Source organism: Quadrisphaera setariae (assembly GCF_008041935.1).
Taxonomy (GTDB): Bacteria; Actinomycetota; Actinomycetes; order Actinomycetales; family Quadrisphaeraceae; genus Quadrisphaera; species Quadrisphaera setariae.
Genome location: NZ_VKAC01000005.1, coordinates 345,972 through 369,741, shown reverse-complemented (window position 1 = coordinate 369,741; position 23,770 = coordinate 345,972). Strand labels below are relative to the sequence as shown.

Genomic DNA, 23,770 nt, shown 5'->3' with positions numbered 1-23,770 from the left:
CGGCAGGGCGATCAGGGTGTGCTCAGGCACCACCCACCGCTGCGCCAGCGCACCGGGTGAGTCGATGCCGATGAAGTCCATCGCCTCGCACACGTGCCCGTGCCCAGCCCGGCACGCCGCGCAGGTCCCGTCCGGGCGCAGCGGCATCACCGTCACCGCATCCCCCACCGACCACCCCGTCACGCCCTGACCGACGGCGCTGACGCGCCCGGCGGTCTCGTGCCCGATCACCGCCGGGATGCTCACCCGGGCGTCCATGTGGCCCGCGGCGATGTGCAGGTCGGTGCCGCAGATCCCGGTGAACGCCGGGGCGACCTCCACCTCACCCGGACCGGGCGGACGCCGCTCGACGTCCCCGGCGGCCACCACTCCGCCACCGCGGTACTGCGCAGCCCTCATCAGGGTCTCCTCCTCGGCGCTCACAGCACGGCCTTCCCGGAGGCGGAGTCAGCGGCGGAGACGCCCTGCACACCCACGGTCAGCAGCAGGTTGGCGTACTGCCGCACGTCACCGGTGACGACGACGACGGCCAGGTCCTCGCCCTTGGCCGCGGCGTAGAACGCGTGGCGGTCGAGAGCGGTGACGGGCACCTCTCCGACCTGCGCGAGCCGAGCCCGGTGGGCGGTGACGGCGGCGGAGTCGGACCCGTCCGGCGGCACCATGACGGCGGCCGCCTCCACCGGGAGGGCGTCGAGCAGCACGTCGAGCACGGCGGAGGCGTCCAGCAGGCCGGGCGCGAGGTTGAGGTGCACCCGCTGCGCGTTCGGGCCGACGGCCGTGGTGGCGGGGTAGTGCGCGTCGCACAGGAGCACGGTCGCGCCGTGTCCGGCAGCGGCGAGCGCCGCGAGCAGCGGCGGGTGGACGAGTCGTCCGGCGATCACTCGGTCTCCTCAGGTGGTGCTGGTGGCTCGGGTGGGCAGGCGGTAGGCGCGGTGGGCCGTCTCCCCGAAGAGGGCGTCCCGCTCAGCGGGCGCGAGCTGCTCCGCGTGCTCGGCCACGAGGTCGGCCCACCCCCTCCAGGAGGAGGTGAGCAGGCACACGGGCCAGTCGGAGCCGAAGGCCAGGCGCTGCGGGCCGAAGGCGTCCAGCAGGACGTCGAGGACGCGGCGCACGGCGTCGTCGTCCCGACCGGCGTCGCCCACCTCGCTGACCACGCCCGACACCTTGCAGACCGAGCCCTCCACCCCGGCGAGGGCCCGCACCTCGTCGCACCAGGCGTCCAGCGCCCCCGAGGGGGCGCCGGGGCGCACGTCGGGCTTCCCGGCGTGGTCGAGCACGGTCACCAGCCCGTGCTCCGCGGCGCGGCGCGCGCCCTCGACACCGGCGGCGCGCTGCGGCTGGCGGACCAGCAGGTCGAAGGCGAGGCCGTGGCCGGCCAGCCCCCGCAGGCCGCGCTGCACGTCGTCGCGCAGCACCCAGGAGGGGTCGGCCTCCCCCTGCACGAGGTGCCGCACGCCCACCAGCAGCTCCCCGCCGGGGCCGGAGCGCAGCTGGTCGAGCTGACCGACGACGTCGCCGGTGAGGTCCACCCAGCCGACGACACCGGCGAGCAGCGGGTCGGCCGCGGCCGTCGCGAGCAGCGCGCGGCTCTCCGCGAGCGTGCAGACGGACTGGACCACCACGGTGGCGCCCAGCGCGCGTCCGTCGACGCCTCCGGCGGCGGCCTCTCGGAGGTCGTCCGCTGTGAAGGTCCTGTCGATGGCGGTGTGCTCCGGAGCCGCCAGCCAGTCCTGACCGGGGTCGGCTGGGTCCCACAGGTGGTGGTGGGCGTCCACGGCGGGCGCCGCCGGGACGGCTGCGGGCGGCTGGACGCCCTCTCCGTCGCGGCCGTCGCCGGCGCCGTGGACGCCCACCGGACCAGGGGTGCCGTCAGCGGGCGCCACGCGCCCTCCACTGCGGGCCGTCGGGGAAGGTGTAGTCGGCCACGGACGCGGCGTGCATCTCGCCACCACCGCCGGGCGCGAGCGGTGCGCGGTAGCGGCCCCGCTCGAGCTGGACCGGTGTGACGAAGTGCTCGTGCAGGTGGTCGACGTGCTCCACCACGCGGTCGGCCCACGTGCCGGAGATCGCCACGAAGTCGGTCATCGAGAGGTGCTGGACCATCTCGCACAGGCCGACGCCTCCGGCGTGCGGGCAGACGGGCACGCCGTGGTGGGCGGCCATCAGCAGGATCGCGAGGTTCTCGTTGACGCCCGCCACGCGGGCGGCGTCGATCTGGACGACGTCGACGGCGCGCAGCTGCAGCAGCTGCTTGAACACCACGCGGTTGGCCACGTGCTCGCCGGTCGCCACCTTGATCGGGTGCACCGCGCGGCGCACGGTGGCGTGCCCGAGCACGTCGTCGGGGCTGGTGGGCTCCTCGATCCAGTACGGCTCGTAGGGCGCCAGGGCGTGCATCCACGCGATCGCCTGCCCGACGTCCCAGCGCTGGTTGGCGTCGACGGCGATCCTGATGTCGTCGCCGACGGCGGCGCGGGCCACCTTCATGCGGCGGACGTCGTCGGTGAGGTCGGCGCCCACCTTGAGCTTGATCTGCGTGAAGCCGTCGGCCACGGCCTCGCGGGCCAGGCGCTCCAGCTTGTCGTCGGAGTAGCCCAGCCAGCCCGGGGTGGTCGTGTAGGCCGGGTAGCCGCGCTCCAGCAGCAGGGCCTCGCGCTCCTCGCGGCCCGGCAGCGCCCGGGTGAGGACCGCCTTCGCCTCGGCGCGGGTCATGGCGTCGGTGAGCCAGCGGAAGTCGACGAGGTCGAGCAGCTCCTCGACGTCGAGGCGGGCCAGGTGCTGCCACAGCGGCTGCCCGGCGCGCTTGGCGCGCAGGTCCCAGGCGGCGTTGAGAACGGCGCCGACGGCCATCTGGACGACGCCCTTCTCCGGGCCGAGCCAGCGCAGCTGGGGCTCGTGGACCATCTCCCGGGAGAAGGCGCCCAGGTCGCCCAGGACCTCGTCGACGCGCCGCCCCACCACCCACTGCTCGAGGGCCTGGATGGCGGCGGACTGGATGTCGTTGCCGCGGCCCGTGGTGAAGGCCAGCGAGTGCCCCTCCAACCCGTCCCCGGCGTCGGTGTGCAGGACCGCGTAGGCGGCGGAGTAGTCCGGCTCGGGGTTCATGGCGTCCGACCCGTCCAGGTGCTCCGAGGTCGGGAAGCGCACGTCGTGCACCTCGAGCGCGGTGAACCTCGCCGGGGCAGCGATCGGGTCAGACGGCACAGCGGACCTCCAGGGCGATCAGGACGGGGCGGGGCGACCCGCGGCAGAGGACGGACCGGCTCGCCCGCTCAGGAGGGGGTTCCAGCGGCCATGGCGTCGTCCTCGACGCTCCACGGACGCTAGCGACTCAGTCATCCGATGTCTAGACGCTTGAAACATCAGACGTGCAGAGTGGAGGTGCTCGATCGCCACCCGTCGGTGACGAGCCCGGACGCCCGAGCACGGAGGTGACGAGGTGGCTGCCCCCCTCACAGAGGCCGCGATCGAGAAGGTCCGCGAGCTGATCCGCGGCGGTGACCTGCAGCCGGGGCAGCGGCTCCCGGCGGAGGCCGCCCTGTCCGCCCAGCTGGGCGTGAGCCGCTCAAGCCTGCGCGAGGCCGTCCGCGCGCTCGCCACAGCGGGCGTGCTCGACGTGAAGCGGGGCGACGGCACCTTCGTCACCTCACTGACGCCCGAGCAGCTCTTCACGGGCATCGGGGAGGCCGTCGACCTCATGCAGGAGGAGTCGATGCTCGAGCTGATGGAGTGCCGGAGAGTCGTAGAACCGCAGGTCACCGCCCTTGCAGCGATGCGCTGCGAGCCGGAGGACCTCGCCGTGGTGCTGCGGCACCTGCAGCTGATGGAAGCGGCCACCGACGAGCAGGACCTCATCGCCCACGACGCCGACTTCCACGCCGCGGTCGCCACCGCCAGCGGCAACGCAGCCCTGGCCGCCATCCTCCGCGGCATCTCGGGCGTCACGCTGCGCGCGAGGGCCTGGCGCGCGCTGACCGAGGCGGACTCGGCGCGGCACACCATCGACGAGCACCGGGCCATCTACGACGCGCTCCACGACGGCGACGCCTACCGCGCAGAGGCCGCTGCGCTGCTGCACGTGGCCAACGTGGAGGCCTGGATGCGCCAGACCCTCGTGGAGAAACGCCGCCAGGACGCTTGACAGGCTCGACGTCAGCCGAGCAGAGTGCGCAGTCATCGGATGTATCGCCCTGGGGGGGCACTGATGCCCCTCAGCCCGGGTGTCCGATGCGCTCCATCCCCCCTCATCGCTCGACGACGTCGTCACGGAGGCCCCCGATGGCACCCACCCTCTCGCGCCGGCAGCTGCTCGGCCTCGGTGGCGGCGCTGCCGCCGCGCTCGCCCTGTCCGCCTGCGGCGGCGGCTCGTCCTCCGGAGGCTCCGGCGGTTCGGGCGGCACGAACCTCACGTGGCAGATGTGGAGCGCCTCCACGGCCGAGGTGGACGCCTGGAAGAAGGTGGCCGACATCGCCGGCAAGGCCTCCGGCTCCACCATCGCCTTCCAGACCGCCGCCTGGAACGACTACTGGACCAAGCTCACCTCGCAGGCCGCCAGCGGCCAGACCGCTGACATCGTCAGCGTGCAGTCGCTGCGCGCCCCGCAGTTCGCCCAGCTGTTCACCGACCTCACGCCGAAGCTGTCGGAGATGGGCGTCACGGAGTCCGACTTCGACTCCAGCATCCTCGACGCCCTCAAGGTGGACGGGAAGCTGCTCGCGCTGCCCTACGACTTCGGGCCGCTGGTGGTCTTCTACAACAAGACGGCCTTCGAGCAGGCGGGGCTGGCGCTGCCCGCCATCGGGTGGACCCAGGACGACTTCCTCGCCGCGGCCAAGAAGCTCACCAGCGGCAACACCTACGGCTTCTTCGCCGGCGCGGTGCCGGACAGCATCATCCCGTGGGCCATGAGCCAGCACGGCGTGCAGGCCGTCACCTCCGACGGGGAGCTCGACATCGACAACGACCAGTGGCGCGACACCCTCAACTGGTACCGCAGCCTCGTGGTCACCGAGAAGGTCGCCTCGCCCCTGCCGGCCGCCGGCTCGCAGGCCGCCGCCACCAACCAGTTCCTGGCCGGCAACGCGGCCATGAACATCGACGGTCCGTGGAGCCTCATCAACGCCAAGGCGACGGCCAAGTTCGAGGTGGGCATCGCCCCGATGCCCGTCGGCGGGAGCGGCTCCAAGACCGTCACGGCCGGCTCCGGCTTCGGCGTCTCCGCGAAGGCGAAGAACCAGGACCTGGCCGCCAAGGCCACCGCGGGCCTGGTCAACGTGGAGTCGGAGACCTACCTGGGCCAGTCCGGGCGCGCCTTCCCGGCGCGCACGGCTCAGCAGAGCGCCTGGTACGAGGGCAACAAGCTCCAGGACGCGCAGGAGGTCATGGACGCCATGATCAAGGCCGCCGAGGGGTACCGCACCACCGCCAAGTGGACCCAGGTCAACAACGAGTGGAACAAGTACGCCGTCCCCTGCTTCAACGGCGACTCCGACGTCGACTCCTTCATCAAGCAGGTGATGGCGCAGGCCTGACGGACCTCACGGAGCAGCTCCCGCGATGTCACGGCCCGAGGAGGTCCCATGGCGCTGACCGGCGCCGTCCGCGTCACCGACGCCTCTGCGTCCGAGTCCCCCGCGCCGCCGCGGGGGACCAAGCGGGGCGACGGTCGCGCCGCCTCGGCCTTCCTGCTGCCGGGAGCGATCGGGTTCGTCGCGTTCACGGCGTTCCCGATCGTCGCCTCGCTGGTGATGAGCTTCTTCGACTGGCCGGTGCTCGGAACACCCAGCTTCGTCGGGTTCCAGAACTTCGTCGAGCTCTTCACCACCGACCCCGTGTTCAAGACGGCGCTGCTCAACACGGCCGTGTTCGTGCTGCTGTACGTGCCCGTCAACATCGTGGTGTCGATGGGCCTGGCGGTGTGGATCTCCCCGCGCATCATCGGGCGGCGCTACTACCGGGTGCTCTTCTTCGTGCCGGCGGTGACGCCCATGGTGGGCAACGCGGTGGTGTTCGGCCTGCTGTACACCCCGCGCGGGCTCATCGACAGCGTCTTCCAGACCCTGTTCGGGGTCAGCGCCCCCAACTTCCTCGGGTCGAGCGCGTGGGCGCTGCCCGCCGTCGTCCTCATGTCGGTCTGGCAGGGGTTCGGCTACAACCTGCTCGTCTTCTCCGCGGCGCTGGACGCGGTGCCGCCCTCGCTGACCGAGGCCGCCGCGATCGACGGCGCCGGCCCCGTGCGGCAGTTCTTCTCCGTGGTGCTGCCGCTGATGAGCCCGTCGCTCTTCTTCGCCACCGTGCTGACGCTGATCAGCTCGTTCCAGGTGTTCGTGCAGCCGTACATCCTCACCGGCGGCGGGCCGGGCAACAGCACCACCACGCTGGTCATGTACCTGTACCAGTCCGGCTTCCAGAACTTCAGGCTCGGCTTCGCCTCGGCCATCGCGTGGGTGCTCTTCGTGATCATCATGGCGCTCACCGCCATCCAGTTCCTCGGCCAGAAGAAGTGGGTGCACTATGACCAGTGAGGCCCTCGGCACGAGGTCGGCAGCGCTGAGCGCCGACGACGGCACCGGCGCCGGCACCCCCGACTCCGGCGGCTCCGCGGGTGGCCTCGTCCCCCAGAACCGCAAGAAGCGCCCGCCCGTCGTCTCCCAGCTGCTGCTGACGCTGGCGCTGCTGGTCTTCCTCGCCCCCCTGGCCTGGATGGTCCTGTCCAGCCTCAAGAGCGCTGGAGAGATCTTCACCACGCCCCCGAAGCTGTTCGGGGAGAGCCTGCTGTTCAGCAACTACAGCGACGCGCTCGACTTCCTGCCGTTCGGCCGGTTCATGCTCAACACGGCGTTCGTGGCCGTCACGGGCACCGTCATCACCCTGGTCACCTCGGCGCTGTCCGCCTACGCCTTCGCGCGGCTGCGGTTCAAGGGGCGCGACTCGCTGTTCCTCGTCTACCTGGGCACGCTCATGGTGCCGCAGGAGGTCGTCGTCGTCCCGATGTTCCTGATCATGAACCAGCTCGGGTGGATCAACACCTTCCAGGCGCTGATCCTCCCCTGGGCGTTCACCGCCTTCGGCACGTTCCTGCTGCGCCAGTTCTTCCTCACCATCCCCAAGGAGCTGGAGGAGTCGGCGCGCATCGACGGCGCCGGACACTGGCGCATCCTCACGCAGATCATCGTGCCGATCGCCGCGCCGGCGTTCGCTGTGCTGGCGGTCTTCACCTTCATCACCTACTGGAACAGCTTCCTGTGGCCGCTGATCGTCACGAACGACGTCACCACCACCACCGTGCCGCTGGGCCTCAACCTCTTCCTGGGCCAGAACGGCCAGGCGTGGAACCTGCTCATGGCCGCAGCCACCATCTCGATGGCCCCCACCGCGCTGCTGGTGCTGCTCCTGCAGCGCTACCTCGTCAAGGGCATCGCCCTGTCGGGGCTCGGCGGCCGCTGACCGACCAGCGGTCGACCCCGCCCCGGCGCGCCCCCGCAGACCGGATCCGCACCACCACCGGAGGTCCTCCCCCGTGTTCTCCGACGACTCCCGCACGGAGCTCTACCAGCGCTTCGAGCGGCCCGTCCCCGCCTGGTTCTCCCAGGCCAAGCTCGGCATCTTCATCCACTGGGGCGCCTACTCGGTGCCCGCCTGGGCCGAACCGATCGGCGAGCTCGGCACCATCGAGCGGTTCACCTGGATGAAGCACAACCCCTACGCCGAGTGGTACTACAACACCATCCGCATCGAGGGCTCCCCCGCGGCGGAGCACCACCGGGAGGTCTTCGGCGGCGCCCCGTACGACGACTTCCTCGACGTGTGGAAGGCCGAGGAGTTCGACCCCGACGAGTGGGCCGCGCTGTTCGCCCGCGCCGGGGCCCGCTACGTCGTCCCCACCACCAAGCACCACGACGGCATCTGCCTGTGGGAGGCCCCCGGCACCCCCCGCAACACCGTGGCGCGCGGCCCGCAGCGCGACCTGGTCGGTGACCTCGCCGCCGCCACGCGCCGCGCCGGGATGCGGTTCGGCACGTACTACTCCGGCGGCCTCGACTGGGACGTGGCCGACTTCGGCCCCATCGTCTCCGACATCGGCGAGGACAAGCGCCCCCAGGACGAGGCGTACACCGCCTACGCCAACGCCCACGTGCGCGACCTCGTCGAGCGCTACGCCCCCGACGTGCTCTGGGGCGACATCAACTGGCCAGACGCCGGCAAGCCCGACGGTCCGCTGTCCTTCGCCCACGTGCTGGACGAGTACTACGCGGCCGTGCCCGACGGCGTGGTCAACGACAGGTTCGGGCAGACCCACTGGGACTTCCGCACCAGCGAGTACCAGCAGGGCCGGGACCTGGAGTCCGGCGCGTGGGAGAACTGCCGCGGCATCGGCTACTCCTTCGGCTACAACCGGGTCGAGGGCCCCGAGCACCACCTGGACGGACCCGGCGCCGTGAAGCACCTGCTCGACGTGGTCAGCCGCGGCGGCAACCTCCTGCTCGACGTCGGCCCCACGGCGTCCGGTCAGATCCCCGAGCTGCAGCGCCGGTGCCTGGAGGGCCTGGCCGACTGGATGGCCGTCAACAGCGCCGCCGTGCACGGCACGACGACGGTCGACGCCTCCGTCGCCCGCCCCAGCGGGCACCAGGGCCACGACGACGACGGCAGCGGCGCGACCTGGATCCGCTGGACGCGCTCCGGGGACGCCCTCAACGCCGTCGTGGACGCCCGCGGCGAGGTGGAGCTGCCGCTCACGGCGAGCGCGGTGGACCTCGGCAGCGCACACCTGCTCGACGGCACGGCCGTCACCGCCCGCGAGGGCTCCGGCGGTGCGGGCTCGGTCGTCGTCGACGTCCCCGCCTCCGCCACCCAGCACGGGCCCGCCGTCGTGGCCTTCGACCTGACCACCGCCCGAGGAGCACGCGCATGACGACCGAGAGCACGAGCGCCACCGACCGCAGCTGGGTCCCAGCCCCCGTCGAGGTCCCCGACACGCAGGCGGCGCTGGACGCGGTGCGCGAGGTGATCGACGCGGGACCCTTCACGGACACGTGGGAGTCGCTGGCCGCCTACGAGGTGCCCGACTGGTTCCGCGACGCGAAGTTCGGGATCTTCATGCACTGGGGCGCCTACTCGGTGCCGGCGTTCGGCAACGAGTGGTACCCGCGGCGCATGTACCAGCAGGGCACCCCTGAGCACGCCCACCACCGCGAGGTCCACGGTGACCACGCCGAGGTCGGCTACAAGGACTTCCTGCCGCGCTTCACCATGGACGCCTTCGACCCGGCCGGGATGGCGCGGCTGTTCCGGCGGGCGGGCGCGCAGTTCGTGGTCCCGGTGGCCGAGCACCACGACGGCTTCCCGATGTACGACGAGCCGCGCACCCGCTGGAACGCCACGAAGGTCGGTCCGAAGCGCGACGTGCTCGGCGACGTCCTCGACGCGTGCGACGACCAGTGGATCGTCCGTGGGGCCTCCAGCCACCGCGCGGAGCACTGGTTCTTCTTCCACCCGGGGCGTGCGTTCGCCTCCGACGTCCGCGACGACCCGGACTTCGCCGACCTGTACGGCCCGGCGATGCCGCAGGCGGCGGGCCCGAACGAGGCCTACCTCGAGGACTGGCTGCTGCGCACCGTGCGCATCATCGACGCCTACCGCCCGCAGGTGCTGTGGTTCGACTGGTGGATCGAGCACCCCGCGTTCGAGCCGTACCGGCGGATGCTGGCGGCCTACTACTACAACCGGGCCGCGCAGTGGGGCCGCGGCGTGGTGCTGCAGTACAAGTGGGAGGCCTTCCGCGAGGGCACCGCGGTGCTGGACGTGGAGCGCGGCGGCATGGCCGACGTGCAGGAGCGCCCGTGGCAGAACGACACCTCGGTCTCGCGCACCTCGTGGGGGTGGATCGAGGGCCACGAGTGGAAGAACCCCGTGGACCTGGTCGGAGAGCTGGTCGACGTGGTCGCCAAGAACGGCTGCCTCCTGCTCAACATCGGGCCCAAGCCCGACGGGACCATCCCCGCCGAGGAGGCCGCGCTCCTGGAGGGCCTCGGCGCGTGGCTGACGGTCAACGGGGAGGCCGTGTACGGCACCCGGCCGTGGCGCGTGCCCGGTGAGGGCCCGACGGCGGTGCCGGAGGGGTCCTTCACCGACTCCGCCTCGCTGCCGTTCACCGCCGCCGACCTGCGCTTCACGCAGCGGGCCGAGGTGGGCCAGACGTCGCTGTACGCGATGGGCATGGTGAGGCCCGAGGACGACGTGGTGCGCATCCGCTCGCTCGGGGGTGCGTCGTCGCTGGCGGTGCGGGACCTGGGCGACGTGCGCCTGCTGGGGCACCCGACCCCGCTGGAGGTGCGCCGCACCGACGACGCCCTCGAGGTGGTGCTGCCCTCACCGCTGCCAGCGGCCGTGGAGGCGGTCCCCGGGTTCGCCCTCAAGCTCGTGCTGCCCGACCCGGCGGCGCCGGCGCCGCGGGCGCTGCTGCTGCCCGAGGGCGAGGGCGGCGGCTGACCCGTCGCGGCCTGGGTGCAGCAGGTGGCCGACCCGCCGTGATCACCGTGATCACGGGGGGTCGGCCACCTGCGTGGGAGGCGGGCCCCGTCAGACCAGGGGCAGGGACACCGTGGCGAACGAGTGCGCCGGCAGCTCGACGACGAGCACGCCGTCCTCCACGCGGGCGCCGTCGAAGGCGCGCGGGGCCACCGCGTCGTCCTGCTGCGGCGTGTTGTGCGCCTGCGGCGCGTCGGCGGTGAGCAGGCGGGCGGTCAGCTCCCCCACGGCCACCCCGCGCAGGTCGAGTCGCACGGTCACCGGCGCCTCGGCGTCGAGGTTGGTCAGCGAGACGAGCGCCGCGCCGTCCTTCGTGCTGGCTGACACCGAGACGGTGGTGAGCTCGACGTCGCTGCGGTCGGGGACGTGCCCCCCGATGCCGACCACGCCCGCCACGGTCCGCGTCGGGGCCGCGCCGCGCAGGTGCACCGGCAGGTGCGCAGCGTCCTGGTGGCCCTTGTTCATCTCGAACACGTGGTAGCTGGGCGTCAGCACCAGGGCGCCGCTGTCCTCGTCGGTGAGGATCATCGCCTGCAGCACGTTGACCGTCTGGGCGATGTTCGCCATCACCAGGCGGTCGGCGTGGCGGTGGAAGCCGTCGAAGTGCACGCTCGCCACCAGAGCGTCCCGCAGCGCGTTCTGCTGGAACAGGAACCCCGGGTTGGTGCCGGGCTCGACGTCGAACCAGGTGCCCCACTCGTCCAGCACCAGGCCGACGCGCTTGTCGGGGTCGTAGGCGTCCATGACCTTCGCGTGCCCGGCGAGCACGCCCTCGATGCGCTGCGCCTGCGCCATGACGGCGTAGTACTCGTCGGTGTCGAAGTCCGTGGCGCTCCCCTTGCGCTCCCAGGGCCCGGCCACGGTGTAGCAGTGGAAGGAGATCGCCTGGAAGCTCGAGTTGCCGTGCCCGAGCACCTCGCCGTCGCCCAGCGCCCGGCCGAGCGCCTTCATGAGCACCTCGGTCCAGCGGTAGTCGGCGTTCGTGGCGCCCGCGGCAATCCGGTAGAGCTTGTTGTCGCCCATGTCGCGGCTGTACGTGGCGAACTGGCGGGCCAGGGCCGCGTAGGCCTCGGCGCTCATGTTGCCGCCGCAGCCCCAGGGCTCGTTGCCCAGGCCCCAGTAGGTGACCTTCCACGGCTCGTCGCGGCCGTTCGCACGGCGGAGGTCGGCCATGGGCGAGTCGTCGCCGCGGGTGAGGTACTGCACCCAGTCGCTGGTCTCCTCCACGGTGCCGGAGCCGACGTTGGCCGAGATGTACGGCTCGGTGCCCAGCAGCTCGCACAGGGCCATGAACTCGTGGGTGCCGAAGGAGTTGTCCTCCACCACGTCGCCCCAGTGGCTGTTGACCATGCGGGGTCGCTGGTCACGGGGCCCGATCCCGTGCTTCCAGTGGTAGTCGTCGGCGAAGCAGCCCCCCGGCCAGCGCAGGTTGGGGATGTCCAGCGCGCGCAGCGCCTCCACCACGTCCAGGCGGATGCCGCCCTCGTTGGGGATGGGTGAGTCCTCACCGACGTAGAAGCCGCCGTAGATGCAGCGGCCGAGGTGCTCGGCGAAGTGGCCGTAGACGTGGCGGCTGATGGTGTGGCCGGGAAGGTCGAGGTCGATGACGCCTTCGACGACGACGGCGGGCGCTGCGGTGTTCGGGGTGGTGCTCAAGGGTCGCTCCTCAGGAAGGGGGCGGGCGCTCGCAGCGTGCGAGCGGGAGTCGGAGGGTTGGTGCGGTCAGGCGGTGGGCAGCTCCACGGTGGCGAAGGAGTGCGCGGGGAGCTCCACGACGAGGGTCTGGGCGCCGGGTGCGCCCTCGAGGCGGACGCTGCTGGTGTGGTCGCGCGGTGCGACGGCCTCCAGCTGCGCCGGGGTGTTGTGCGCCTGCACCGCACCGGCGGTGAGCAGGCGGGCGGTGGGAGCGCCGGCGGCGGTGCCGCGCACGGTGAGCCGCACGGTCACGGCCTGCTCGGCGTCGAGGTTGGTGAGGGAGAACAGCGCGCGGCCGTCCTTGGCGCTGGCGGAGAGCGACACCGTGGTGAGGTCGGCGGGACCGCGCTCGTAGATGCCGTGCCCGGACGGGCCGTGGCCGCCGAGCCCGCGGACGTCGGGCACGGTCCGGGTCGGCACCTCACCGCGCAGGTGGACCGGCAGGTGGGCGGCGTCGTGGTGGCCCTTGTTCATCTCGAACACGTGGTAGCTGGGCGTCAGCACCAGGGCGCCGCTGTCCTCGTCGGTGAGGATCATCGCCTGCAGCACGTTGACCGTCTGGGCGATGTTCGCCATCACCAGGCGGTCGGCGTGGCGGTGGAACGCGTCGAAGTGCACGCTCGCCACCAGAGCGTCCCGCAGCGCGTTCTGCTGGAACAGGAACCCCGGGTTGGTGCCGGGCTCGACGTCGAACCAGGTGCCCCACTCGTCCAGCACCAGGCCGACCTGCCGCTGCGGGTCGTAGACGTCCATGACGCGGGCGTGCCCGGCGAGGACCTCCTCGATCCGCTGGGCCTGCAGCACCGTCGAGTAGTACTCGTCGAGGTCGAACTCGGTGGCACTGCCCTTGTGCTCCCAGCTCCCCGCCACCGTGTAGCAGTGGAAGGAGATCGCCTGGTAGGCGTGGTTGCCGAAGCCCGGGTCCTCGGCACCTCCGAGGCCGCGACCCAGGGCCTTCATGAGGACCTCGGTCCAGCGGTAGTCGGCGTTGGCCGCACCGGCGGCGATCCGGTAGAGCGTGTTGTCACCCATGTCCCGGCTGTACGTGCCGAAGGTGCGGGCCAGCTCCCCGTAGGCCTCGGCGCTCATCCGACCGCCGCAGCCCCACGGCTCGTTGCCCAGGCCCCAGAAGCGGACCTTCCACGGCTCCTCACGTCCGTTGGCGCGGCGCAGCGCGGCCATCGGCGAGGCGTCGGCGCGGGTGAGGTACTGCACCCAGTCGCTCGCCTCGGCCACCGTGCCGGAGCCGACGTTGGCCGAGATGTACGGCTCGGTGCCCAGCAGCTCGCACAGGGCCATGAACTCGTGGGTGCCGAAGGAGTTGTCCTCCACCACGTCGCCCCAGTGGCTGTTCACCATGGTGGGGCGCTGCTCGCGGGGGCCGATGCCGTCCTTCCAGTGGTAGTCATCGGCGAAGCAGCCCCCCGGCCAGCGCAGGTTGGGGATGTCCAGCGCGCGCAGCGCCTCCACGACGTCCAGGCGGATGCCGCCCTCGTTGGGGATGGGTGAGTCCTCACCGACGTAGAAGCCGCCGTAGATGCAGCGGCCGAGGTGCTCGGCGAAGTGGCCGTAGACGTGGCGGCTGATGGTGTGGCCGGGCAGGTCGAGGTCGACGACGCCCTCGACCGTGCGGGGCTGGCTGGTGGAAGGGCTGGTCATGGTCGGGCTCCTCCGTCGGTGCCGGTCGGGTCGGCCGACGACGGCCCCGACCGGCACGCGGCGCTGCCGCCGTGGTGACCCACCCGGCGCCCGCAACGGGGCACGACCGCCGGGTGGGCCGTCTCGGGGCCCTCGCGGGCCGACCGGCCCTACCAGCAGCGGGCAGCGGCGCGGGGCTCGCGGGGGCGGACCCTTGCGGTGCGACGTTGCGGGCGGTGGCCGTTTATCGATACAAGCAATCCCGCTGCAGACTGTCAAGACGGAGGTCGAGCAGACTCGGCCACGGACGAGGGAGGTGGCCGGTGACGACCATGCGCGACGTCGCCGAGGCGGCCGGGGTGTCGTCGATGACGGTGTCCAACGTGCTGGCCGGGCGCAGCAACGTCAGCGAGGAGACGCGCCGGCGCGTCCTCGAGGTGGTCGAGCGCACCGGCTACCGCGTGAACACCGCCGCGCAGAGCCTGCGGCGCGGCCGCACGGGCATCATCGGCCTGGCCGTGCCGGAGGTCGACAGCCACTACTTCGGCCTGCTGGCGTCCCGCCTCATCACCCGCCTCGCCTCCGAGGGGCTACGCGTGGTGGTCGAGCAGACCGGAGCCAGTCGCGAGGGCGAGCTGGCCGCCATCACCACGTCCCGGGTGAGCGCCTACGACGGGCTGGTGCTGTCGGCGGTCGGCCTGGACCCCGACGCCGTCGCCTCCCTCGCCGGCGACCTCCCCGTCGTCGTCCTGGGTGAGCGGCAGGACGTGCGCCGCTTCGACCACGTCGAGATGGCCAACACCGCCGGCGCGGCGGCCGTCACGCGCCTGCTGCTGGACCGCGGGTGCCGCCGGCTCGTGGCGCTGGGCATGCCGGACGCGGAGCCCCTCGGCGACGACGACGAGGACGACGACGACCGCAGCGGCGAGCGGACCCCTGGAGCGCAGCGTCCGTCCGACGCGTTCCGCCTGCGGGCGCTCGGCGTGCACCGCGCCGTGGCCGAGGTGCCCGGCGCCCGCGTCACCGGCCTGCCCGCCCTGCGCAGCAGCCTGGCCGCTGGAGCGGCGCTGGCGCGGGAGGCGCTCGCCCGCGACCCGGACCTGGACGGTCTCGTCTGCGCCACCGACGCCCTGGCCATCGGCGCCCTGCGGGCCCTGGCCGACGCCGGCCGACGCGTCCCGCACGACGTCCTGGTCACGGGGTTCGACGACGTCGAGGACGCCGCGTACACCGTCCCCTCGCTGACCAGCGTCTCTCCCGGCCACGACGTGATCGTCGAGGAGACCGCGCGCCTGCTGCTGCGACGGATGGCCGACCGCGGCGCGCCACCGGAGAGCGTCGTCAGCCCGTTCGTCGTGGTGGAGCGAGAGTCCACGCAGCGCTCCTGACGCGGCAGTCCGCACCCGGCGCACTTCGAGAGCGCCACTATCGACAGTAGCGCTATCTATCTACTACCGTCATCGCCGTGCGCATCTCCGAGCTCGCCGAGCGCAGCGGCACCGCCCCCGCCACCATCAAGTTCTACGTCCGTGAAGGGCTGCTCCCGCCCGCCGAGAAGACCGGCTACAACCAGGTCTCCTACGGCGAGGAGCACGTCCGGAGGCTCCACCTGGTCCGCGCGCTCGTCGACGTCGGCGGGCTGCCCATCGCCCGCGTCCGGGCCGTGGTCGCCGCCGTCGACGACCCCGGCACCGGCCTGCCCGAGGTGATGGGCGCGGCACAGCGGGCGCTGCCCGGCCACGCAGCGCCGTGGGAGCCCTCCGCCCCGTCGCTGGCGGCCGTCGAGCACGTCGTCCGCTCGATGGGGTGGGAGGTCGAGGACGGCAACCCCGGCCTCCCCCAGGCGGCGGCGGTGCTCGACAGCTGGGTGGCCCTGGGCCGCAAGGACCTCTTCGACAGCCTCGGCGAGTACGCGCGGGCCGCGGAGGTGGTCGCCCGCGCCGACCTCGCCCGCGTCTGGCCCGACGCCGCCGACCGCGACCGCAGCGCCGAGACCGTGGTGGTCGGCACCGTCCTCGGCGACGCGCTCGTCGCGGGGCTGCGCCGCATCGCGCAGGAGCACGTCGCCCGCGTCACCCGCCCCGTCCACCAGACCAGCAGCCCGTCAGCCGAGGAGCCGTCATGACCGCGTCCGCCCTGCGCCGCTCACCCCTGCTGTGGGTCGCGGCGGCGATGCTCCTGCTCGCCGTCCCGACGGCCGTGCTGGCCGTCGCCGACCCGGTGCAGCTCACCGGCGTGAACGGCTGGGCCAAGCCGCTGAAGTTCGAGCTGTCGATCGCGCTCTACGCGGTCACCCTCGCGTGGCTGCTCACGCGGCTGCAGCGCGGTCGTCGACTCGCCGGCGCCCTCGCCGCCGTGGCGGGTGCGCTGCTCGTCGTGGAGATGGTGATCATCCTGGGCGCCGCGGCCCTGGGGACGACGAGCCACTTCAACGTCTCCACCCCGGCCCACGCGGCGGCGTTCGCGGTCATGGGCGTGAGCATCGCGGCGGTCTGGCTGATCACCGCGGTGGTCGGGGTGCTGCTGTGGCGCAACCCCTCCGGCGACGCCGCCTTCGACCTCGCGGTGCGCGCCGGCGTCGTCATCGCCCTGGCCGGCATGGCGGTGGCGTTCCTCATGACGTCGCCGACGTCCGCGCAGCTGGCGGACTTCCGCGGCATCTCCGGCGCGCACACCGTGGGCGCCTCCGACGGCGGGCCGGGGCTCCCGCTGCTGGGGTGGAGCACCGTCGCGGGCGACCTGCGCGTGCCGCACTTCGTGGGGATGCACGCCCTGCAGGTGCTGCCGCTGCTGGTGCTGGCGCTGTCCCTCGCCGCGCGCCGCTGGCCCGCGGCGGCAGCGCTGCTCACGCCCCGGGTGCGCCTGGAGCTGGTGGCCGTGGCCAGCGCCGGGTGGGCGGCGACCCTCGTGCTGCTGACGTGGCAGGCCCTGGTCGGGCAGTCCGTGGTGGCACCGTCCGGCGCGGTGCTCGCGGTCTCCTCCGCCGCGGCGGCTGCCCTGGCCGCGTCCGCCGTCGTCGTCCTCGTGCGAGCACGACGAGCGGCCTGCGGGGCCGCGGCAGCGCTCACCCCCGTGGCTCCCTGAGCAGCCAGGCCACCTCGGCGCGCAGCAGCGCCCGCCGCGACGACGAGTCGTAGGACGCCACCGCGTGACCGAGCCCGTCGTAGACGGCGCGTCGCACGCCGTCCTCGACGGCCCACGCCACCACCTGCTCGCGGCCGTCCTCGACGTGGGCGAGCAGGGGAGCGGCCCCGGGGCCCAGCACGAGGTCGCAGTAGCGCTCGTCCACGGCCTCCACGAGCGGCGGGGCGCCCGGCAGCCGCGCGGCGCCCGCCAGCGCCGTGAACGCCGCAGGGCCGTGGGGCGGGTGCCAGGAGGTGCCCGGGACCCAGCGACCACCGAGCAGGCGCGACCAGTGGGGTGCGTCGGTGAAGGTGTTCGCCGCGCAGTGCAGCCCCAGCAGGGGACCGCCGCCGTCGGCCCAGGCCGTCAGCGCGGCGTGGTCGGGCGCCCAGTCGTCGTCGGTGCCGTCGAAGCCGGCGTCCACCCGACCGCTGCCGGCGACGACGACGACGAGCGCCGGGTCGCGGGCCAGCTGCTCGCGCAGCGCGCCCGGGAACAGCGAGACCAGCTCCACGGCACGGCCGGGCGCGGCCAGCTCCAGCGCCACGCGGTGGGCGGTGGCGGCGTGGTCGTGCCAGGGGTCCTCGTAGCGGCCGCGCCCCACGAGGACGACCACGCGCGCGTGAGCACCGTCGGCAGAGCGGTCGGCAGAGCGGTCGGAGGCGGCGGGCACGCTGGCATGGTGGTCCCGTGGCGCCGACGCCGTCGACCCGTCCGCTCGAGACCGCCTGGGGGGCGGTGGACGAGCAGCGGATCGCTGCCCTGCTCGCACCGCCCCGGTCCGCGCTCCCCCGCCTCGACCTGCGGGGGTGCACCGTCCCCGCGGCCGCCCGCGCCCCGTGGGATCGGCTGCGCCGCGACGCGCTGACCTCGCTGCTGGGCCGCGCCGGCGCCGCACGCGGCCGGCGCTGGCCGCAGCCGACCGCCGGCACGTGGGCGCGGGTGCACCGCGACGGCGACCGCGCGACCCACGAGCAGCTGGTCTTCGACCACGCCCACCGGCTCACCCGTGCGGTGGTGGCCGCCGCCGTCTGCCCCGACGACCACCCGCAGCTGCACGACCTGCTCGACGAGGTGGCCGACGGGGTGCTCCTGCGCTGCGAGCAGTCGAGCTGGTGCTGGCCCGCCCACGACGACGCCCGCCGCCGCACCGGCGCGGTGCTGCCGGACGCCTCAGCGCCGGTGCTGGACCTGGGCGCCGGCGAGGTGGCCGGCCAGCTCGCGTGGACCGACCACCTGCTGGGTGATCGCCTCGACGTCCGCTGGCCCGGGCTGCGCGCGAGGGTGCGGCTCGAGGTGCGCCGCCGGGTGGTCGACTCCTTCCTGACGCGCCGCGACTGGCCGTGGAGCGGGCTCGACGGCGACGTGCACAACTGGAACCCGTGGATCCACGGCAACGTCCTGGCGGCCGCGCTCGTGCTGCTGGACGGTGGGGACGAGGGCGCGCAGCGCGCGCTCGCGGTGGCGCTCGCCGTGCGGGGCCTGGACCGGTACGTGGAGGCGCTGCCGGAGGACGGCGCCACCGACGAGGGCTTCGACTACTGGTTCGAGGGGGCCTGCCGAGCGCTGGAGGCCCTCGAGGTGGTGCGCGCGGCCACCGGCGGAGCGCTGGGCTGGACCGTGGTGCCGCGGCTGCGGGCGACCACCGGCTTCCCCGGCGCGCTGCACCTGGGCGGCGCGTGGCACGCGAGCTCCTCCGACTCCCGCGCCCGCGCGGCGGACGGGCTGCCCTGGTGGTCGCTCTTCGCAGCGGGCCGTCGCGCGGGCGACCAGGGCGCCGCCGCGCACGCGGCGGCGACGGCCAGCGCGCTCGCGCGGCAGGGCCGGCCGCTGCTCGACGAGCGCGCCGGCCTGGCCCGGACGGCGCTGGCGCTCGCCGACAGCAGCTGGCGGGAGGCGCTGGCCGACCCGCCTGCCGCCCCCCTGGCGCGCTCGTCGTGGCTGTCGTCGGTGCAGGTGCTCGTGGCCAGGCCCGCCGCCGGGAGCTCGCAGGGGCTGTCGCTGGTGGTCAAGGGCGGCGACAACGGCGAGCACCACAACCACTGCGACGTCGGCAGCGTGGTCGTCGCGCTGGACGGCGTGCCCGTGGTGGTCGACCCGGGCCGCCCCACGTACACCGCAAAGACCTTCGGCGAGCGCCGCTACGACCTGTGGCCCATGCGCAGCGCCTGGCACAGCGCGCCGGTGCTGCGGGGCGCGGAGCAGGGCGTGGGCCGCGCGTTCGCCGCCCGCGACGTGGAGCTGCTGCTCGATGACGACGAGCCCACCGGGCTCGCACTGGACCTGGTGGCGGCGCACCCGCCCTGCGGGGTGCGGTCGTGGCGGCGCACCGCGCGGCTCGAGCGCGGCGGCGTTGTCGTCATCAGCGACGCGTGGGAGCTCCACGACGCGTGGGAGCTCCGCTCGGGGCCGCCTCCGGCGGCCGGGCCGAGCGCTGTGCACCTGGTGCTCGCCGGTGAGGTGTCGCTGGACGGGGGCTGCGCCGTGGTGGAGGCGCTCGACGGCGCGGGACGCGTGCGCCTGGCCTGGAGCGGGGACGCGGTCGCAGCCTCGCTGGAGGAGCGCCGCCTGGACGACCCGCTGCTCACCGCCGTGTGGGGCGAGCGGCTGACGCGGCTGCGGCTGGAGCTGTCCGACACGCCGGTGGGGTGCGTCGAGGTCACCGCCGCGCGGGAGCACGGGCGCTAGCGTCCGGTGGGTGTCCGACGGCTTCGAGCCCTTCGACGCCTCGCACCTCGCGGCGCTCGCGGTGGGCGCGGTGGGCTCGGTCGTCCTGGTGGTGCTCGGGCGCCGCCTGCGGGGTGGTGTCGCGGCAGACCGCCTGCTGCGCGGCCTCGCCGTGGCGCTGCTGGCGGTCACCGCGCCCCTGCAGGTGCTCTACAACCTCCCCGGCAGCTTCGACGTAGGGCGCACGCTGCCGGTGCAGCTCTGCGACGTCGCCTCGCTGGTGGTGGCGTGGGCGCTGTGGTCGCGGCAGCGGTGGGCCGCGGCGCTGACGTACTTCTGGGGCTTCACGCTCGTGCCGCAGGCGATGGCGACGCCCGACCTCGCCACCGGCTTCCCCGACCCGGTGTTCCTCCTCTTCTGGGCGATGCACCTGGGCACGGTGTGGGGCGCCGCAGCGCTCGTGGCGACCGGGATCCGGGTCGGCTGGACGGACTGGGCGCGGTCGCTCGGCCTCACGGTGGTGTGGGCGCTGGCGGTCGGCGCGCTGAACGCCGCGCTCGGCACCAACTACGGCTACCTGGCTGCCAAGCCCCGCAGCGCCTCCGTGCTGGACCTGCTGGGCCCCTGGCCGGTCTACCTGCTGTGGGAGGCGCTGCTGGTCGCGGGGGTGTGGGCCCTGATGGCGCTGCCGTTCGCGCTCCGGCGCCACAGCGCGGCAGAGCCCAGCTGACGCGGTCGGCGCCGCACGGCGGCCGCGTCAGCTGGGCTCGACGTCAGCCCTTGACCGCGCCGGACGTCATGCCGGCGACGATCTGGCGGTTGAAGAACACGTACATCACCAGCGGCGGGATGGTGATGAGCAGGATGTTCATGAAGAGCAGGTTGAAGCTGGTGTTGTACTGGCTCTGGAAGTTGAAGAGCGTCAGCTGCACCGTGGCGTTCTGCTCCCCGGGCAGGAAGTACAGCGGGTTGGCGAAGTCGTTGAAGACCGCCACCGACTGCACCACGACCACGGTCACGATGACCGACCGCAGCAGCGGCATGATCACGCGGAAGAAGAGGCGCAGCGGCCCGGCGCCGTCGATGATCGCGGCCTCGTCCAGCTCGCGCGGGATCGAGGAGATGAACGCCCGGAACAGCAGCACCGAGAACGACAGCCCGAACGCGACCTCGACGAGGATCAGGCCCGGCATGGTGCCGAACAGCCCGATGCCCTGCAGCACCCAGATGGTGGGGACCACGGCGGGCGGCACGATGAGCCCGGCGAGCACCAGGAAGTTGATGAGCCCGGTCCAGCGGGTGACCCGCCGCTGCAGCACGAAGGCCACCATCGCCCCGAGCACCACGAGGAACGCCACCGAGACGACCGTGAGGATCGTGCTGTTGATGAACGCGATGACGAGGATGTAGTCGCGCGCCTCGAGCACGTCCACGAAGTTCTGGACGAACTGCGGCTGCTCCGGCCACGAGAAGCTCAGCCGCGAGGCGGACGTGGCGTCCTTGCCCGCCTGCAGCACGATGAACGCGAACGGCACGAGGAAGACGACGACGCTGGCCACGATCGCCAGGGCGCCGACCCACCAGCGCTGGGCGGTGCGCATCACAGCGCCACCTCCTTCTTGGCCAGCCAGCGCGTCAGCGGGACGACGACGGCGGTGACGACGAGGAACAGGACGACGTTGCCGGCGGTGGACAGGCCGTAGAAGCCCGCCTGGTACTGCTTGTAGATCACCGAGGCGATGACGTCGGAGGTGAAGCCCGGGCCGCCGCGCGTCATCGCCCAGATGAGGTCGAAGGACCGCAGCCCGCCGATGAGGCTGAGGGTGACCACGGTGGAGGTGGCGGGCCACGACAGCGGCAGCGTGACGTTGCGGAAGCGCTGCCAGGCGGAGGCGCCGTCGACGGCGGCGGCCTCGGTGTACTCCTGCGGGATCGAGACGATGCCGGCGATGTAGATGACGGTGGCCAGGCCCACGCCCTTCCACACGTCCACCAGCGCCACGGACAGCAGGGCGATCTGGGGGTCGGTCAGCCACCCGGGACCGGTGACACCGACCAGGCCGATGACCTGGTTGATGAGTCCGCGGGTGGGGTTCATGAGGGCGGTGAAGGTGATCCCCACGCCGATGGTGGAGACGAGCACGGGGAAGAACACCACGGACCGCAGGTAGCCGCGGCCGATGATCTGGCTGGTCAGCAGCACGCCGAGGGCCATGCCGAGGACCACCTTGAGGGTGGACGTCACCACGCCGTACACGAGGGTGTTGACGAAGCCCTTGACCAGTGCGGGCTCGCGGAAGAACTGCACGAAGTTCTCGAGCCCGATGAACTCCGAGCTGTTGAAGTTCCAGCGGGTGAGGCTGAAGTAGAACGACGCGAACGTCGGCAGCAGGAAGATCCCCACGTAGATCACCGCCGCCGGGAGGTAGAACCAGCTGGGGTAGGGGCTGCCTCGGCGCCCGCGGCGGGTCGCCCGCGGCTGGCTGGCCGGTGGTGGGGGCACCGGCGGGAGCGCTGTCGTGGTGCTGGCCACGGCTCCTCCTGGAGTGGGTGCGGACGTGGGGGTCCCGCCCCGGCCCGCGAGGTGCGGGCCGGGGCGGGCGGGGGTGGTCGTCACCAGCCGGCGAGGCCGAGCTGCTGCGCCTGCTTCTGGACGTCCTGGTCGTACAGGGCCGCGCCTTCGGCGGCGGTGCTGATGCCGGAGCCGACCTGCACGGTGATCTGCTCGAGGCTCGGGCCCTTCACCGGGGAGAGGAACTCCAGGGCCGGGCTCTGCTTGCCGTCGTCGAAGTACTTCACGACGTCCTTGGTGAGCTGCGGCACGTCCGTGGGGAGGGAGCAGTCGGTGATCGGGTACGGCCCGGTGGGCGTGTTGGCCTTGCTCTGGACGTCGCAGGCAGCCGGCGTCGTCATGAAGTCGAGGAACTCCTTGACGGCGTCGAGCTCGGCGCCGGTCGTGCTCTTGGGCACGTACAGCCCGTTGGCCGCCCAGGCGGTCAGCCCGTTGGTCGCGGCGTCGTCGCCGGGAAGGGCGAAGAAGCCGACGTCACCCACCTCGTCGGGCGCAGCGGTCTGCAGACCGGCGACCACGGCCGAGAGCATCGGGTACTGGGCACCGGTCCCGTCAGCGACCATGCGCAGGCCGTCGGCGTTGGTGGCGGAGGCGAAGTCGCTGTTGGTGAGGCCGAGGTCGTGCACCTGCTGGGTGTGCTCGAAGCCCTTGATGGCGGCCGGGTCGGTGGCGTACTTGGCCTTGTTGGCGGTGAAGTCGTCGGCGAAGCCCGGTTCGGCGGCGGCCACGTTGTGGAAGTCACCCAGGACGAACAGCTGGGACGTCCAGGTGTCGCCGTAGGTCTGCACGACCGGCGCGACGCCCTTGCCGGAGTCCTTGATCTTCTGGCTGTTGTCGATGAACTGCTGCCAGGTGGTCGGCACCGAGAGGCCGAGCTCGGTGTAGACGGGGATGTTGTAGAGGACGCCCCCGCCGAAGCTGGTGCCGAACGGCACGCCGTACAGGTCGCCCCCCGCCGACACGTTGGGCTTCCAGGCGTCGTCGATGCGCGAGGCGAAGTCCTCGCCGGTGAGCGGGGTGAGGTTCTTGGCCGGGTCGATCTGCTGGAACAGCGAGCCGGAGTTGTACAGGAAGACGTCGTCCATGGTCCCCGTGGACAGGCGGGTCTTGACGAGGTTGTCGCCGTCGCCTCCCCCGGGGCGCGTCTCGACCTTGACGGTGACGTCGGGGTGCTCGGCCTCGAAGGCGTCGACCAGGGCGTTGGCCACGTCTGCGGTGCCGGCGCCGTTGTCCACCAGGAAGGTGATGGCCGTCGCACCGCCAGACCCCTCGTCGGAGGAGGAACCGAGGGAGCCGGCGCTGCAGCCGGTGAGCAGGAGGGGGGCGGCCACCAGGGCTGCGAGCAGGCGGGAGCGGGGCACCTTCACGAGGTCTCCTCGTCGAGACGGGCAGCGGCCGGAGATCTCCGGCCGCCGTCTATGAATCGTTTCAGTTCGGGGAACGTACGCGCACCTGCTCGACGGCGTCAAGCACTTCTCGCTAACGGCTCGGCGCCACCCACCCGCCGCACCGGCGCCGGGGAGCGCCGCGGGAGCGGCGCGGGC

At 72.9% G+C, this 23,770-nt stretch carries 21 protein-coding genes; 11 read left to right on the top strand and 10 right to left on the bottom strand.

Going from position 1 to position 23,770, the window contains the following annotated elements; genetic code table 11:
* From FMM08_RS10620 to FMM08_RS10605, 4 genes are all read right to left on the bottom strand, one after another.
* Nucleotides 1-399 (bottom strand): alcohol dehydrogenase catalytic domain-containing protein (locus tag FMM08_RS10620; RefSeq protein WP_147926311.1); only part of this gene is annotated, 399 nt, incomplete at its 3' end.
* A 20-nt stretch (nucleotides 400-419) separates the two neighbouring features.
* Nucleotides 420-881, bottom strand: a complete 462-nt coding sequence (locus FMM08_RS10615) for an RbsD/FucU domain-containing protein (protein ID WP_147926310.1) — start codon at nucleotides 879-881, stop codon at nucleotides 420-422.
* A gap of 9 nt (nucleotides 882-890) precedes the next feature.
* The gene (locus FMM08_RS10610; RefSeq protein WP_222710642.1) at nucleotides 891-1,883 is read right to left on the bottom strand and encodes an amidohydrolase family protein; all 993 of its coding nucleotides are present in this window, start codon (nucleotides 1,881-1,883) and stop codon (nucleotides 891-893) included.
* Nucleotides 1,870-3,204, bottom strand: a complete 1,335-nt coding sequence (locus FMM08_RS10605; protein WP_255472260.1) for an enolase C-terminal domain-like protein — start codon at nucleotides 3,202-3,204, stop codon at nucleotides 1,870-1,872. The genes FMM08_RS10610 and FMM08_RS10605 overlap by 14 nt, the downstream gene beginning before the upstream one ends.
* 235 nt (nucleotides 3,205-3,439) lie before the next feature.
* Here FMM08_RS10605 and FMM08_RS10600 point away from each other — a divergent pair, with 235 nt between their 5' ends.
* The 6 genes from FMM08_RS10600 to FMM08_RS10575 all read left to right on the top strand — a co-directional run bounded on the left by FMM08_RS10600 (nucleotide 3,440) and on the right by FMM08_RS10575 (nucleotide 10,492).
* On the top strand, nucleotides 3,440-4,141 hold the full coding sequence (locus tag FMM08_RS10600; protein WP_147926309.1) for a FadR/GntR family transcriptional regulator: 702 nt from the start codon (nucleotides 3,440-3,442) through the stop codon (nucleotides 4,139-4,141).
* A 137-nt stretch (nucleotides 4,142-4,278) separates the two neighbouring features.
* Nucleotides 4,279-5,532 (top strand): ABC transporter substrate-binding protein, encoded by a 1,254-nt coding sequence (locus tag FMM08_RS10595; protein WP_147926308.1) that lies wholly within the window; start codon nucleotides 4,279-4,281, stop codon nucleotides 5,530-5,532.
* A gap of 48 nt (nucleotides 5,533-5,580) precedes the next feature.
* Complete coding sequence (locus tag FMM08_RS10590) at nucleotides 5,581-6,525, top strand: carbohydrate ABC transporter permease (RefSeq protein ID WP_147926307.1); 945 nt, start codon at nucleotides 5,581-5,583, stop codon at nucleotides 6,523-6,525.
* The gene (locus FMM08_RS10585) at nucleotides 6,515-7,447 is read left to right on the top strand and encodes a carbohydrate ABC transporter permease (protein WP_147926306.1); all 933 of its coding nucleotides are present in this window, start codon (nucleotides 6,515-6,517) and stop codon (nucleotides 7,445-7,447) included. Before FMM08_RS10590 ends, FMM08_RS10585 begins: the two co-directional genes overlap by 11 nt.
* Before the next feature lie 73 nt (nucleotides 7,448-7,520).
* Entirely contained in the window at nucleotides 7,521-8,915 is a 1,395-nt protein-coding gene (locus FMM08_RS10580) for an alpha-L-fucosidase (protein WP_147926305.1), read from the top strand.
* Nucleotides 8,912-10,492, top strand: a complete 1,581-nt coding sequence (locus FMM08_RS10575; protein ID WP_147926304.1) for an alpha-L-fucosidase — start codon at nucleotides 8,912-8,914, stop codon at nucleotides 10,490-10,492. The genes FMM08_RS10580 and FMM08_RS10575 overlap by 4 nt, the downstream gene beginning before the upstream one ends.
* A gap of 90 nt (nucleotides 10,493-10,582) precedes the next feature.
* Here FMM08_RS10575 and FMM08_RS10570 read toward each other — a convergent pair whose 3' ends face one another.
* Nucleotides 10,583-12,187 (bottom strand): alpha-N-arabinofuranosidase, encoded by a 1,605-nt coding sequence (locus FMM08_RS10570; protein ID WP_147926303.1) that lies wholly within the window; start codon nucleotides 12,185-12,187, stop codon nucleotides 10,583-10,585.
* Between the two features lie 66 nt (nucleotides 12,188-12,253).
* Nucleotides 12,254-13,885: an alpha-N-arabinofuranosidase gene (locus FMM08_RS10565; RefSeq protein WP_147926302.1), complete on the bottom strand. Its 1,632-nt coding sequence runs from the start codon at nucleotides 13,883-13,885 to the stop codon at nucleotides 12,254-12,256.
* A gap of 311 nt (nucleotides 13,886-14,196) precedes the next feature.
* On the opposite strand from FMM08_RS10565, the gene FMM08_RS10560 reads away from it, so the two are divergent.
* The 3 genes from FMM08_RS10560 (at nucleotide 14,197) to FMM08_RS10550 (ending at nucleotide 16,948) form a co-directional block, all read left to right on the top strand.
* Complete coding sequence (locus tag FMM08_RS10560; RefSeq protein ID WP_147926361.1) at nucleotides 14,197-15,252, top strand: LacI family DNA-binding transcriptional regulator; 1,056 nt, start codon at nucleotides 14,197-14,199, stop codon at nucleotides 15,250-15,252.
* A 77-nt stretch (nucleotides 15,253-15,329) separates the two neighbouring features.
* Nucleotides 15,330-15,989, top strand: a complete 660-nt coding sequence (locus tag FMM08_RS10555; RefSeq protein ID WP_147926301.1) for a MerR family transcriptional regulator — start codon at nucleotides 15,330-15,332, stop codon at nucleotides 15,987-15,989.
* The gene (locus tag FMM08_RS10550; RefSeq protein WP_147926300.1) at nucleotides 15,986-16,948 is read left to right on the top strand and encodes a hypothetical protein; all 963 of its coding nucleotides are present in this window, start codon (nucleotides 15,986-15,988) and stop codon (nucleotides 16,946-16,948) included. The genes FMM08_RS10555 and FMM08_RS10550 overlap by 4 nt, the downstream gene beginning before the upstream one ends.
* Here the strand turns inward: FMM08_RS10550 and FMM08_RS10545 are convergent.
* Nucleotides 16,929-17,660 carry a type 1 glutamine amidotransferase family protein gene (locus FMM08_RS10545; RefSeq protein ID WP_147926299.1) on the bottom strand — a complete coding sequence of 244 codons (732 nt, stop codon included), beginning with the start codon at nucleotides 17,658-17,660 and terminating at the stop codon, nucleotides 16,929-16,931. The two genes, FMM08_RS10550 and FMM08_RS10545, sit on opposite strands and share 20 nt — an antisense overlap.
* A 17-nt stretch (nucleotides 17,661-17,677) precedes the next feature.
* On the opposite strand from FMM08_RS10545, the gene FMM08_RS10540 reads away from it, so the two are divergent.
* Both FMM08_RS10540 and FMM08_RS10535 read left to right on the top strand, forming a co-directional pair.
* Nucleotides 17,678-19,675 carry a heparinase II/III domain-containing protein gene (locus tag FMM08_RS10540; RefSeq protein WP_147926298.1) on the top strand — a complete coding sequence of 666 codons (1,998 nt, stop codon included), beginning with the start codon at nucleotides 17,678-17,680 and terminating at the stop codon, nucleotides 19,673-19,675.
* Between the two features lie 10 nt (nucleotides 19,676-19,685).
* Nucleotides 19,686-20,384 (top strand): YwaF family protein, encoded by a 699-nt coding sequence (locus FMM08_RS10535; protein WP_147926297.1) that lies wholly within the window; start codon nucleotides 19,686-19,688, stop codon nucleotides 20,382-20,384.
* A gap of 43 nt (nucleotides 20,385-20,427) precedes the next feature.
* On the opposite strand, the gene FMM08_RS10530 is transcribed toward FMM08_RS10535, so the two are convergent.
* The 3 genes from FMM08_RS10530 to FMM08_RS10520 all read right to left on the bottom strand — a co-directional run bounded on the left by FMM08_RS10530 (nucleotide 20,428) and on the right by FMM08_RS10520 (nucleotide 23,593).
* The gene (locus tag FMM08_RS10530) at nucleotides 20,428-21,255 is read right to left on the bottom strand and encodes a carbohydrate ABC transporter permease (RefSeq protein ID WP_147926360.1); all 828 of its coding nucleotides are present in this window, start codon (nucleotides 21,253-21,255) and stop codon (nucleotides 20,428-20,430) included.
* Nucleotides 21,255-22,187, bottom strand: coding sequence for a carbohydrate ABC transporter permease (locus FMM08_RS10525; RefSeq protein WP_222710640.1), 933 nt, complete (start codon nucleotides 22,185-22,187; stop codon nucleotides 21,255-21,257). The genes FMM08_RS10530 and FMM08_RS10525 overlap by 1 nt, the downstream gene beginning before the upstream one ends.
* Nucleotides 22,188-22,267: 80 nt before the next feature.
* Nucleotides 22,268-23,593: an ABC transporter substrate-binding protein gene (locus FMM08_RS10520; protein WP_147926296.1), complete on the bottom strand. Its 1,326-nt coding sequence runs from the start codon at nucleotides 23,591-23,593 to the stop codon at nucleotides 22,268-22,270.
* Nucleotides 23,594-23,770 lie beyond the last annotated feature (177 nt).